General features: G+C 61.1%; 7 protein-coding genes. 5 read left to right on the top strand and 2 right to left on the bottom strand.

What is annotated here, in order from left to right; genetic code table 11:
• Nucleotides 1-7: 7 nt before the first annotated feature.
• The 3 genes from HMPREF3155_RS03770 to HMPREF3155_RS03780 all read left to right on the top strand — a co-directional run bounded on the left by HMPREF3155_RS03770 (nucleotide 8) and on the right by HMPREF3155_RS03780 (nucleotide 3,811).
• Nucleotides 8-877 carry a phosphoribosylaminoimidazolesuccinocarboxamide synthase gene (locus HMPREF3155_RS03770; protein ID WP_062043355.1) on the top strand — a complete coding sequence of 290 codons (870 nt, stop codon included), beginning with the start codon at nucleotides 8-10 and terminating at the stop codon, nucleotides 875-877.
• Nucleotides 878-952: 75 nt separating this feature from the next.
• Nucleotides 953-3,076, top strand: coding sequence for a S9 family peptidase (locus tag HMPREF3155_RS03775; protein WP_070432610.1), 2,124 nt, complete (start codon nucleotides 953-955; stop codon nucleotides 3,074-3,076).
• A 48-nt stretch (nucleotides 3,077-3,124) separates the two neighbouring features.
• The gene (locus HMPREF3155_RS03780) at nucleotides 3,125-3,811 is read left to right on the top strand and encodes a DUF2334 domain-containing protein (protein ID WP_061924562.1); all 687 of its coding nucleotides are present in this window, start codon (nucleotides 3,125-3,127) and stop codon (nucleotides 3,809-3,811) included.
• Nucleotides 3,812-4,011: 200 nt separating this feature from the next.
• Here the strand turns inward: HMPREF3155_RS03780 and HMPREF3155_RS03785 are convergent, their stop codons facing one another.
• Nucleotides 4,012-6,705 (bottom strand): ExeM/NucH family extracellular endonuclease, encoded by a 2,694-nt coding sequence (locus tag HMPREF3155_RS03785; RefSeq protein WP_070432611.1) that lies wholly within the window; start codon nucleotides 6,703-6,705, stop codon nucleotides 4,012-4,014.
• A 388-nt stretch (nucleotides 6,706-7,093) separates the two neighbouring features.
• Here HMPREF3155_RS03785 and HMPREF3155_RS03790 point away from each other — a divergent pair, with 388 nt between their 5' ends.
• Entirely contained in the window at nucleotides 7,094-10,774 is a 3,681-nt protein-coding gene (locus tag HMPREF3155_RS03790; RefSeq protein ID WP_070432612.1) for a phosphoribosylformylglycinamidine synthase, read from the top strand.
• Between the two features lie 225 nt (nucleotides 10,775-10,999).
• Here HMPREF3155_RS03790 and HMPREF3155_RS03795 read toward each other — a convergent pair whose 3' ends face one another.
• The gene (locus HMPREF3155_RS03795) at nucleotides 11,000-12,037 is read right to left on the bottom strand and encodes an alpha/beta hydrolase (RefSeq protein WP_070432613.1); all 1,038 of its coding nucleotides are present in this window, start codon (nucleotides 12,035-12,037) and stop codon (nucleotides 11,000-11,002) included.
• A 325-nt stretch (nucleotides 12,038-12,362) separates the two neighbouring features.
• Between HMPREF3155_RS03795 and HMPREF3155_RS03800 the strand changes: the two genes are divergently transcribed.
• Nucleotides 12,363-13,097 (top strand): PAQR family membrane homeostasis protein TrhA, encoded by a 735-nt coding sequence (locus HMPREF3155_RS03800; RefSeq protein WP_062043373.1) that lies wholly within the window; start codon nucleotides 12,363-12,365, stop codon nucleotides 13,095-13,097.
• Nucleotides 13,098-13,119 lie beyond the last annotated feature (22 nt).

Here is a 13,119-nt window from a genome sequence, read left to right on the forward strand (position 1 = left end):
AGGACTCATGCGCCCAGAACTTTCTTCTTATAAGCACCTTGCTTCCGGCAAGGTCCGTGACATCTACGACGTCGACGAGAACGCTCTGCTGATGGTCGTCTCCGACCGTATTTCGGCCTACGACCACTCCCTGGACCCGGCTATCCCGGACAAGGGGCGTGTTCTGACCGCGACCTCGAAGTTCTTCTTCGACGTCATCGATTTCCCGAATCACCTCGCCGGCCCGCTCGATGACGAGCGCATCCCAGAGGAAGTGCTGGGCCGCGCCATGGTGGTCAAGAAGCTCGACATGCTGCCTTTCGAGTGCGTCGCGCGCGGCTACCTCACCGGTTCCGGCCTAAAGGAATATAAGGAAAGCGGTACCGTTTGCGGCATCGAGCTGCCTGAAGGCCTTACCGAGGCCTCCCGCCTTCCAGAGCCGATCTTTACCCCGGCCACCAAGGCGGCGCAGGGCGAGCATGATGAGAACGTGTCCTTTGACGCGGTCGTCGCCAAGCTGGGCAAAGAGCGTGCGGAAGAGCTGCGCGCTGCCACCCTGCGCATCTACTCCGAGGCCGCCCGCATCGCGGAGGAGAAGGGAATCATCCTGGCCGATACCAAGTTCGAGTTCGGTCTCGATGAAAATGGCACCCTGATTCTGGCCGATGAGGTCCTAACCCCGGATTCCTCCCGCTACTGGCCAGCCGATACGTATGAGGAGGGCAAGGTTCAGCCTTCCTTCGACAAGCAGTACGTGCGCAACTGGCTGACCTCGCCGGAATCCGGCTGGGACCAGGCTTCTGATGCCAAGCCGCCGCGCCTGCCTGACGACGTCGTCGAGGCCACCCGTGCGCGCTACGTCGAGGCTTACGAGCGTCTTTCGGGAAACTCCTTTTAAGGCCTAAAGCCTTCGTTACGGTAGGGTTTCGAGAAATCTCACTACAAATAAGCCCCCTAATCTAGCGAGGAGAACATGACTGAATTGACCCCGCCGATTGCCGCAAAACACCCCATCACCCGCGAGTTTCATGGCTGCAGCTTCGTGGATGATTACGAGTGGATGCGGGATAAAGAATCCGCAGAAACGCTCGATTATCTGCGCGCGGAGAATGCTTATACTGAGCAGGAGACTGCGCACCTTGAAGAGCTGACTGAGAACATCTTCCAGGAAGTAAAGTCGCGCGTGAAGGAAACGGACATGTCCGTGCCTTCGCGCAGGGGCCAGTACTGGTATTACGGTCGCTCTGTCGAGGGCAAGAACTATGGCATTAGCTGCCGCGTTCCGGTGACCGAAGGTGCTGACCCGTGGACCGCTCCCGTTATTCCAGAAGAAGGCGCGCCTGAGGGCGAGGAAATCCTCCTAGATGCCAACGAGCTAGCAGAAGGCACCGAATTCTTCGCGATGGGTGCCTCCACCGTCTCTGACTCCGGCAACCTGCTGGCTTATTCCGTGGATACCGCTGGCGACGAGCGTTTTTCTCTGGTCATCAAGGACTTGCGTACTGGCGAGCTGCTCTCCGACCGCCTCGAAGGCATCTTCTACGGTGCAACCTGGGTGGGCGATGACTACATCTTTTACACCACGGTCGATGATGCCTGGCGCCCAGATACCGTCTGGCGCCACAAGGTGGGAACCGCGCAGTCCGAAGACGTGCAGGTCATGTATGAAGCCGACGAGCACTTTAATATCGGCGTCGGCAGTATTCGCAGCGAGAAGTACCTGTTCATCGTCATCGGCTCGAAGCTGACCTCAGAGACCTGGGTGCTGGATCGTACGGACCCGGAAGGCGAATTCCAGGTTCTGTGGCAGCGCGAAGCAGGTGTTGACTACGACGTCGACTATGCCGAGATCGACGGCCAGGCCTATTGGTTTGTCACCCACAACGCATCAGGCCCGAACTTCACCCTGGCCACCACGCCGCTGGCAGTAGGGGAGGACCTCGCACCGCTCCGCGAGCTCGATGTGCTGATTCCGCATCGCGAGGATGTGCGCCTGGAAGGCGTGGATACCTATCGCGACCAGGTCGTCGTAGGCTACCGCCGCGCCGGCATCGGGCGTGCCGCAATCATGGATGTACGCCATGGTTGGTCCGAATTTAAGGAGTTAAACTTCAACGAAGAGCTCTACACCGTGAGCGTTGGCGGCAACCCGGAATGGGATGCATCGGTACTGCGCGTGAGCTACACCTCCTTCATCCAGCCTTCGCAGCTTTTCGATTACCGCGTCGAGACTGGCGAGTACACCTTGCTCAAGGAACAAGAAGTTCCGGGCGGTTACAACAAGGATGACTACGTTGCCTACCGCATGTGGACGCAGGCTTCCGACGGCACGCAGATTCCGGTCTCCATCGTGCACCGCGCCGATCTTGACCGCACCAAAGCTAACCCGACGCTTCTCTACGGATACGGCTCTTATGAAACCAGCATGGACCCGTACTTCTCCGTATTCCGTCTGTCCCTGATGGACCGCGGGATGATTTTTGCGATGGCGCACGTCCGCGGCGGCGGCGAGATGGGCCGCACCTGGTACGACAGCGGCAAGCTTCTGCAGAAGAAGAACACCTTCACCGACTTCATCGCGGTGGCCGATGACCTCATCGCGCGCGGCGTCACCACCGCAGATCAGATGGTGGCTGAAGGCGGCTCCGCCGGAGGCCTGCTGATGGGCGCGGTGGCAAACATGGCCCCGGACCGCTTCACGGCCATCCAGGCCTCTGTGCCCTTCGTGGACCCGCTGACTTCCATCCTGAAGCCGGAGCTACCGCTGACGGTCATCGAGTGGGAAGAGTGGGGCGACCCGTACCACGACCCAGAGGTCTATGACTACATGAAGTCCTATGCGCCTTACGAGAACGTCACTGCGCAGAACTACCCGGACATTTTGGCGATTACCTCGCTCAACGACACTCGCGTGCTCTACGTGGAACCGGCGAAGTGGATTGCCAAGCTGCGTGATACCGCAAAGGGCGGGCAGTTCCTGCTCAAGACGGAGATGGTCGCTGGCCACGGTGGTGTTTCTGGACGCTATGACAAGTGGCGCCAGAATGCCTTCGAGTACGCGTGGACCATTAACAAGGCCACGGGGTTGAAAGCTTAGACGCTCCTCGCCGCGCGGACTCGCGGTGGCTGTGCGATAATTGCACTTATGCATGGCCACCTTCTAGTTTCGATTTCCAGCATCTTTTCTGACACGCGGAAGCAAACTAGTAACCTCCTCAAAGAACTAGACCGGGAAGAAATCCCGGTCTCTTTGCTGGTTGCCCCACACATTGATGGCAATTGGCACCTGGCCAAGGATGACAAGACCTTAGGCTTTCTCAAAGAGCAGGAATCCGCGGGTAGGTTGCTTATTCTGAATGGCTTCGACCAAGCGGTGCAAGGTCGTCGCGCTGAGTTCGCTAACCTCGACTCGCACGAGGCCAATCTCCGTTTGAAGGGCGCCACGCGGCAGATGGCCAAGTTGGGCTTCGAGTCGAGCATCTTCGCACCTCCACGCTGGCGTATGTCGCCTGGCACCTTGGAGGTCCTACCGAACTTTGCTTTCGACGTCGCGGTCTCCACGCGTGGCATTCACGAGCTGCGTTCCGGCAAGTTCCACCAGACCCGCAACCTGTCCTTCGGCGAGGGCTTCGGCGCGGCGAAGTGGTGGCGCCGCAACATTATTCGCGCAGCTGAGCGCTCCGCGCTGCGTGGCAACACCGTGCGTCTTTCCATCTCTGGCCGCAACCTTAATGACAGGAAAGTGGTCTCTGACTTCATCAAGGCGGTTGACCGCGCCGCGAGCGCCGGCGCGCAGCCCGCGGACTACGGCGTCTTTTTGACGAAGCGCTAAAAGCCTCCCGCGGAAGTGCACGCCGAGCGTGCACCGAACGCACGGCACGCGTGCAAAAGCGTGCACCGAACGCGCAAAAGCGCACAATTTGCCAATTAGACTGCTGAATCCGCGCTAATTCAGGGCACTATTTGGCAAATTGTGCGTAGGGAGAGGAGACGCTCCGGGGAAGACGCCCCGGAGGAAACGCTCCCGGGAGCCTAGAGCTTGAGGAAATCCCGGACCTGCGGTGGCAGGGCGTCGATGAGCTGGGGTGTCAGGAACTTCAGCGAACCGCCGAGCAACATTGCGATGCCGGGGACGGCAACCGCAAGGATCAATGCGATGATGCTGCCGGTGCTCGAACCAGAGCTAGAGCCGTTACTGGAGCTGGAGCCTTTGTTGGTGCCGGGCTTGCTGTCTGGGTCGGTGTCTGGTTCTTCGTCTGGGTTAGCGGCCGCCTTGCCCAGGCTGAATCCGACCTTGACCGGGTCGTGGTCGGAGGCGCGGAACGGGGAATCGTCGTAGAAGTCCACGATGTTGTAATTGCGGCGAGAGTACTCAAAGGCCACCGGCTCGTCGGCATTGATGTTCCACACCTGGGCGTCGGTTACCTTGCCGGATACAACCTCGTTTGCCAGGACGTGGTCGAGGGAACCCAACAGGCCAGAGAACTGGTAGGAGGCATCCGCGTGGTAGTCCTCAGCGGGAACGGTGTAGCCGCTGTCGCGGAAGACATCGATGGCATCGCCGTGGGTATAGGTGTTGAGGTCACCCATCACGAAGGTGGCCTTGTCCTGCCAATCTGGCTGCTTAGCCAGGTGCTCAAGAACGGCTTCGGCCTGTGCCTTGCGCACGTTGGGGTTATTGCCCTGGCCGTCGCCGGTGTCGGCGTCACCCTTAACAACGGAACCCTTGGACTTGAAATGATTGGCCACGGCCACGAAGGTCTCGTCATCCGCGGCGTCGACTGGCGCGAACTCCTGCGCTAGCGGCTCACGGGCGGTTCCAGTGAAGCGGTCGTCGACGAAGATGCGGGATTCACCAACCGGCTTGACGCGAGCCCTTTTATAGATGAACGCGGTGCGGATGACGTCCACGGTGTCCGGCAGCTTCTCCGGGGAGGTCACGTAGGCCCACTTCTCGGAACCAGCGGCCGCGTTGAGCTCGTCTGTCAGGTGCGCCAAGGCTTGGTCACGCTTGGACTTGTCGCCGGTGACGCCGTAGCCGTCTTCGATTTCAGAAAGGGCGATGACGTCGGCATCAAGACCGTTTACGGCCGCGACAATCTTGCGCTGCTGGTTCTCGAAGGCCTCCGCGGTATAAGCACCGCGGGTCGTGCCGCGCTTGACGGTGACCGGGTTGCCGTCCATGTCATCGTAAGAGCTGCCGCCGTATTCCTCGCCAAGGGAGGTGAAGTAGTTCAATACGTTGAAGGCACCAATGGTGTATTCGCCTTCGACGTCGAGTGCGTGCAGTTCCTTTTCGCGGGAGTCTTCCCAGGTAATCGGCAAATCGCTGCCTGCCGTATTGCCCGTTACCGGTGCGGTGGGCTGGTAGCGCCACTGTTCATGGGAGTAACCCACGATGACCGGGTGCTGGAAAGTTACCTGGTCAGTGGTGCGCAGGGACTTGATGGTCTGTGCGTTGTCCTGCGCGATATATGGCAGCGGGGTGGATTGGTCAGACTCGAGGTAGTTTTTCGTGCGGCCATCGTCCAGCGTGACCAGCTTGGCGGCGTTGGAAGCGGCGAGTTTCTGTAGGTCGGAGTCTGGGTCTGTCGACGGGTCATAAAGGTCCGACGGCTGGCGGAGTGCCTCAGTGCCCGGCGCCAGGCCTACCTCGCCATACTGGTTGAGCGCGTAGTTGTTGGTCACGGTGTGGGTGCCAGGCAGCACCAGCATGTGCTCGTAGGCCTCACGGGCGACGTCGCCTTCCGGCAGGGCCTCCAGTTCGAGCGCGGTGACCTCCGGCAGGGGAGCATCGAGCTTCTCGACGGCATTTGCGGTTAGCTGGGTGGCGTCAAAGAACTCCGAGACCTTGCCAGAAACCTGCACGGAATCCCCGAGCTGCGGATAAGCAGAGGCTTCCTTGTTACCCATGTAAATAAACAGCGCCGGGGAAGCAGCAGGAGCCTCGTTTCCGGTGCCGCCGGTCTGGATAGTGAAGCCGTTGATGCCGCCCTCGGACCACACGCCAGTGACGACGCCCTTGGTCGTGACGTTCTGGTCTTTAACCGGAGACTGAGCGCCGGTTCCCTGGATTTCTTCGATGCTTAGCTCGCGGCCGGGGTCTGCAGGCTGCGTTGGTTCCTCTGGCTCAGCGGGCGTGGTTGGTTCGTTGCCGGAAGGCGTAGGAGTGGGCGTGCTGACATGGAAATCGGCAGCGTTGTCGTCGGTATCGGTGCCCGCCTCATCGCGAGAGACTGACTCTGCATTGGAGGTGCTTGGGGCGGGGGTGCCTTCTGCCAGCTGGGCGGAACCGTAACCGGCGAGGTCAACCTTGTTGCCGGAGGCGTCGTAAAGCTTGACCGATCCCTTCGAACCGGACAGGTTCAGGGAGGATTCCGCGTCTGGGGTAGGCAGTGGCGTGGAGCCGCCGCTGCCCTGGCCAGCTTGAATCAGGTAGTGCTTGCCAGCCGGAATCGCGCCGCCGAGAGCAGCCTTGCCGCCCGAGTTGCCACCGGCGGAAAAGTACTCGACGGACCAACCATCCAGCGAGACCTCGGCTTCGGTGGGGTTGAAGAGCTCGATGAAGTCGTGGGTAAAGGTCGCACCAGAGTTTCCGCCGCCGCCGTAAACCTCAGAAAGAACCACGGCATCACCTGCGGGCGCTGCATGGGCGGGGACGGTGAGAGTGGAGAAAGTGGAGATGAGCGCGGTTAAAGAAAGCGCGCGAAGAGAACGAGAGCGCATGAGAAACCTTGCAATAGGAGATATATGACCATTTGTTTCTAAGGCACCGCGCCGGGCTTGCCAAGCGTTCATCCCCCAGATGTCTTGGGGGTTTACATGCACGCCCAAAAGGTTTGTCTTGCGGTTCACCGGGTGTTTACGCGGGCTTTGCGGGGCAGGGGCGTGCGAACTGCGCACAATTTGCCAAGCAAGCCCGGAAAATCAGCAAATTTGGGCGCACTATTTGGCAAATTGTGCCCACGCGAGGCCTCGGTGCCAGTAATCCTCCAAACCGAACCACCCCCAACCCGCCGCCCTATAGAATTGGTTTTCGTTCCCCGCGGGAAATACTGTGGGCACTAAGTCGACTACCGAGTTAAAACTTGAGCTGAATGAAACTGGAGGCACGATGGTTCAGCGCGTGTATGTGGAAAATCGCGAGGGCGGGCATGCCGCTGCATTGTCGAAGGAGTACGGCGTCAACGTGCGCGTGCTCAATCGCTACGACGTAGAGGGCACCACCGATTCCGAATTTGCTACCGCGGTCAAGTTGGTTCTTTCAGAACCGCAGGTAGACACTATTTTTTCCACGCTGGACGAGGCTGGAGTTGCAGGCGGGGTTCTCGCCGTTGAACCGCTTCCAGGCCAGTTTGATCAGCGCGCCGATTCTGCCGCACAGTGCATTCAGTTCCTCTTTGAAAGGGAGCGCCCCCGCGTGCGCACCGCGGTGGTCTATGCGGTAGATGGTGAGATTCCTGCCGCCATGCGCAAGGATCTGATTAACCCCGTCGAGTCCCGTGAAGCAGCGCTGGAGCTGCCGGAGACTTTGGCATTGCACGTCGATACCCCCGCAGACGTTGAGACCCTTGAGGGTTTCACCGCGCTTTCCGACGCCGCCCTTCCCGAGTTCGTTGCCTCCCACGGCTTGGCCATGGACGCGGACGACGCCACCTTGATTCGTAACTACTTTGCTTCCGAAGACCGCGAACCCACCATCACCGAGCTCAAGGTGATTGATACCTACTGGTCCGACCACTGCCGCCACACCACCTTCGAGACCGTCCTCGATTCCATTACCTTCAATGAGCCGACCGTTGAGGCCGCTTACCAGGACTACCTTGAAGCCCGCGAGTCCATCGGCCGCGCTAAGCCGGTGACTTTGATGGACATGGGCACCATCGCTGGTAAGGTGCTGCGTGCCACGGGCAAGCTCGACGCCATGGACGTCTCCGAGGAGATCAACGCCTGCACCGTTCATGTCACCATCACCGTGGATGGCAAGGAAGAGCCGTGGCTGCTGCTGTTTAAGAACGAGACCCACAACCACCCAACCGAAATCGAGCCTTTTGGCGGCGCTGCTACCTGCATCGGTGGCGCAATCCGTGACCCACTGTCTGGCCGCGGTTATGTCTACGGCGCGATGCGCATCTCCGGCTCCGGTAACCCGCTGGAGACCACCACTCGCGCAGGCAAGCTGCCGCAGAAGACCATTGCCCGCGTGGCAGCTGCCGGCAATTCCTCCTACGGCAACCAGATTGGCTTGGCTACCGGCCTGGTTGATGAGGTCTATCACCCGGGATACGTCGCCAAGCACCTCGAAATGGGTGCGGTAGTGGCGGGCGCACCGGCGGCGAACGTGCGTCGCGAAGTTCCGGCGGCGGGTGACCTCGTGGTGCTCGTCGGCGGTGCAACGGGCCGTGACGGTATCGGTGGCGCTACTGGTTCCTCCAAGTCGCACACCGTGGAGTCGCTGACCACCGCGGGCGCGGAGGTGCAGAAGGGTAACGCGCCGGAGGAGCGCAAGCTCCAGCGCCTGTTCCGCAACCCGGAGTTTTCCAAGCTCATCAAGCGCTGTAATGACTTCGGCGCCGGCGGCGTCGCCGTCGCAGTGGGCGAGCTGGCGGATTCGCTGGAGATCAACCTCGATGCGGTCCCGAAGAAGTACGAGGGCCTGAACGGCACCGAGCTGGCTCTGTCCGAATCCCAGGAGCGCATGGCCACCGTCGTTGAGGCAGGCGACCTCGACAAGCTGATCGCGCTGGCTAACGAGGAGAACCTCAACGCCGTGGTCGTTGCGGAGGTCACTGACTCGGGCCGCATGCGCATGCATTGGCGCGGCAACACCATCGTTGACCTTTCCCGCGAATTCCTAAACACCAACGGCGCCGACAAGCACGTCGACGTCGAGGTTGCCCCCGCCGCTGATTGGCGCGGCGCGGCCCGCGAGTGGGCACGCCGGGAGGACTTCAACGCGTCTTTCCTCGGCATGGCCTCCGACCTCAACGTGGCTTCCAAGCAGGGCCTGTCTGAGCGCTTCGACTCCACCGTCGGTGCCGGCACCGTGCTGATGCCTTTCGGCGGCACCCGCCAGGCCACCCCGATCCAGGCCACGGCACACACCCTGCCGGCGCTGGGAGAGACCACCAACTGCTCCGTGATGTCCTGGGGCTACAACCCATACGTCACTGAGGCCAGCCCGTTCCACGGGGCCTACCTCGCGGTGGTGGAGTCGGTGTCTAAGCTGATTGCTACCGGCGCCTCCTTCGACGAGACCTACTTGTCTTTCCAGGAGTACTTCGAGCGCATGGACTCCGCTGCGGCGTGGGGCAAGCCGGCTGCCGCGCTGCTGGGCACCATCAAGGCCCAGCTTGGACTCGGCGTCGCCGCGATTGGCGGCAAGGACTCCATGTCCGGCACCTTCGAGGAGCTCAGCGTCCCGCCGACGGTCATCTCGGTTGCCGTCAGCCACGACGATGCCACGCACATGGTGCCGAACTACTTCAAGGCAGCGGGCCACAAGGTCACGCTCTTCCAGCCGGAGATCGCTGGCGCAGAGGATACTGCGCTGGCCGGCCTGCCCACCCCAGATTCCCTGGTTGCCAACTTCCGCACCGTGACGGAGCTGCTGCGCTCCGGCAAGGTCATCTCCGCTTACACCCCGGGCTTCGGCGGCCCTGCCGAGTCCGTGCTGAAGATGGGCTTGGGCGAGGGCATCGGCTTCGCCTTTACTGACGACGCCCCGCTCTACGACTACGCCTACGGCGCCTTCGTCCTGGAGTGGGCAGACGGCGAGGAGCCAACCGCGGGCTCGGTTATTGGTGAGACCGCTGAGGGCGGCTTCACCTACCGCGGCACCGAGGTTTCCTTTGCCGACGCCGAGGCCGCCTACCTGGGCACTCTCGAAGAGATCTACCCGAGCTTCATTGAGCAGACTGGTTCGGTCTCCCTGGCAGACGCCACTTCTTCGGTCTCCGGATCTGAGGCGCCGACCATCACCCCGACCCACGGTGGCGCCAAGGCTTCCGCTCTCATCCCGGTCTTCCCGGGTACCAACTGCGAGTACGACTCCGCCCGCGCGCTGCGTCGCGCTGGCATCGAGCCGGAGATCCTCGTGGTGCGCAACCGCACCCCGGAAGACATCGCTGAGTCCGTCGACCGCATGGCCGCGGCTTTGGATCGCTCCCAGATGCTCTTCCTGCCGGGCGGCTTCTCTGGCGGCGACGAGCCGGACGGTTCCGCGAAGTTCATCACGTCCTTCCTGCGTAACCCGTCGCTTACCGCGGGTGTGCAGGGGCTTCTCGACGAGCGCGGTGGCCTGGTCCTCGGCATCTGCAATGGCTTCCAGGCGCTGATCAAGCTGGGCTTGGTGCCGTTCGGCAAGATTACTGAGCCGGGCACTGAGACCCCGACGCTAACCTTCAACACGATTGGTCGCCACCAGTCGCGTATTTCGCGTGTGCGCGTGGTCAATAACGCATCGCCGTGGCTGTCCAAGATTAACGAGGGTGATGTCTTCACCGTCCCGATTTCTCACGGCGAAGGCCGCATCACCGCTGGTGAGTCCGAATGGGAGCGTCTAAAGGCAGCTGCCGTTACCCAGTACGTCGACGTTGCAGGCAACCCGCTGATGGATATCTCCGTTAACCCGAACGGTGGCCTCTTCGCCCTTGAGGGCATCATGTCCGAGGACGGCCGCGTCCTGGGCAAGATGGGCCACTCTGAACGCATCTCGGCATCTACCTACAAGAACGTGCCGGGCGAGTACGATATGAAGCTCTTCGAGTCTGCGGCGGAGTACTTCCGCAAGTAGTTCCGAGCCCGGCTGGTTGGGTCCCCCTGGTTGGGTCTCATTCCTTGGCTCCCTTTGCTAGCAAAGGGAGCCTTTTTTACCCCAAAACACAAAACTCCACTCGCAATAGGACCCAACCAATGGGACCCAAAGACGGGGACCCAAAGACGGGGACCCAACCGGGGTGGAAGCCTCAGAGCGAATGGAGTTCGTGATGCCCAGGAGAAATCGCGTGAGCGCCGCGACTTAAGCGCCGATTGCGCGCGCGATGGTCTGCGCCCAGCTGACCTTCATCTCGTGTGTAAAGAGCCCGAAGGAGTGCGAACCCTGCTCGCTGTAGTAGCGGTTAACGTTCACGCCGGCGCGGCGCGCGTTGTGCGTGAAGGTCTCGGTGCACTGGTTGGCAACCACCTCAACTGCACGCGGGCCAACGCTGGTCACCGGGTTGATGTTGTTGCCATCAATCGGACCCGGGTTGCCGGATGCAGAAGCCACGAAGACATCTACACCGCGCAGGCGACCCGGATTGAAGTTCGGGTCATGGTCCGCCCACTGCGGCGAGCCCGGCAGACCCCACGCGTTGAAAGAGGAGCCGCCTCCGTAAGCCATCATTGCCGTCGAGGTCAGAACGCCCGTCGGATCAGAGCGCACTGGGCAGCCAGAGTAGGAAGCGGCCGCCTTGAAACGCTGTGGCGCATGCGCCGCGATATCGAGCGCCGCCGCACCGGTGGAGGAGAGGCCGCCGATGGCATCGCGGCCGGTGCCGTGGAATTCGGCGTCGATAAGCGGCGGAAGCTCCTGGGTCATGTAGGTGTTCCACTTGTTTACGCCCAGGATTGGGTCGGCCTGGTTCCAGTCCGTGTACAGCGAGTATGGGCCGCCAAGCGGCATGACTACGTTGACGTTTTTATCCGCGAACCATGGTCCGACGTCGGTATGCGTCATCCAGTTCATGCCCTCCTGGCCGCCCTGGATGCCAGGCAGGAGATAGAAGCTCGGGCGCGGTTGGTCGCCGCCCGGCAGCAGCACGTTGTTGGTGATGATTTCGCGGTTGGCAGGAGACCACACGTCGACGACCCAGTGGTTGCCGTTGATGTGGCGTTTGCCCACGATCTTGGCCTGGTCACCCAGCCAAGGCTGCGGGTTGGTCACGCGCGAGGAGACCTTCTCCAGGTGGCTCGACTGCGCCATGGCGGGGGTGGTGGTTGAGCCGATCGTCAGCGCGAGGACGCCGGCGGCAGCGACGGACTTGAGCAGGGTTCCAATGGAGCGTGTGGAAGTCATAGTGGGAGCAAGTGTACAAGGATTTTTCAGCTTGTATAAGTATTTCCCAGGAAAAGTTGAAAAAAGATTCAACTACTGAGACTAAAGTGGCACGCGCTATTCGATGCCGAGCGCTGGCCCGAGCGTCGTCTCCCAGGCCGTGTACAGCTGCGCTCCGAAGAAGATTTCGTAGTCGGTCGAATCCGGTCAGGCCTCGCCGATTTCGGAGGTGGTGCAAAATTTAATAAGCATAACAAAATAGTGGGCATTTCCTTGAAAGCGTCGGACGGGCGCCGTATAGTTACGGCGACGTAAGTTTTCTCCGAAGTGAGGCGGCTACCCATTGATGGCTAACAAGGAAAACACTGCGCTATTAGAAGGGGTGGAGCAGGCGCCACCTGAGGGGCTCGTCGAGCGGCGCTATTTCATCGCTGACCGTGGCCCACGCCCCCTCACTCGCGGCTGGGGCCACTTTTTTGCCGCGATTTGCTCGGTGATCGCATCTACTGTGCTGATTACCTATTCCTGGATGACGCTGCCCTGGTGGCACGCGCTAGCCGTTACCGTCTACGGCGTCGGCGTAGTGGGCTTGTTTGGCGTGTCCGCCCTTTATCACCGTTGGCCATGGCCGAGCTTGCGGGCAGTGCGTTGGTGGCGTCGGGCGGATCACGCAACCATCGCTGTCTTTATTGCGGCGACGTATACGCCGCTGTGTGCCATCGTCTTAGACGTGAAGCAGGCATCGCTCATGCTGGCTATTGCTTGGGCTGGGGCAATCTTGGGTGTCATCCTGAATCTGTTGTGGATAGACCATCCACGCTGGCTCGATGTGGTGGTCTATCTGGCATTGGGATGGTTGGTGGTCCCACTCATTCCCACCCTGTGGGGTGCCGCTGGCGCCGTAGTTGTGTGGCTGCTTTTTGCCGGCGGAGTGATCTATTCGCTAGGCGCTTTGGCCTATGGCTTCAAATGGCCGGGCCGCAACGCCCGGTGGTATGGCTACCACGAGCACTTCCACAGCGCGACTATCGCGGCTGCGGTTGTGCACATGGTGGCCATTTGGATGGTCGTGGCGGCCTAGGCGTTCAAATGGGGACAGGCGC

Source organism: Corynebacterium sp. HMSC06D04, assembly GCF_001807315.1.
Taxonomy (GTDB): Bacteria; Actinomycetota; Actinomycetes; order Mycobacteriales; family Mycobacteriaceae; genus Corynebacterium; species Corynebacterium simulans.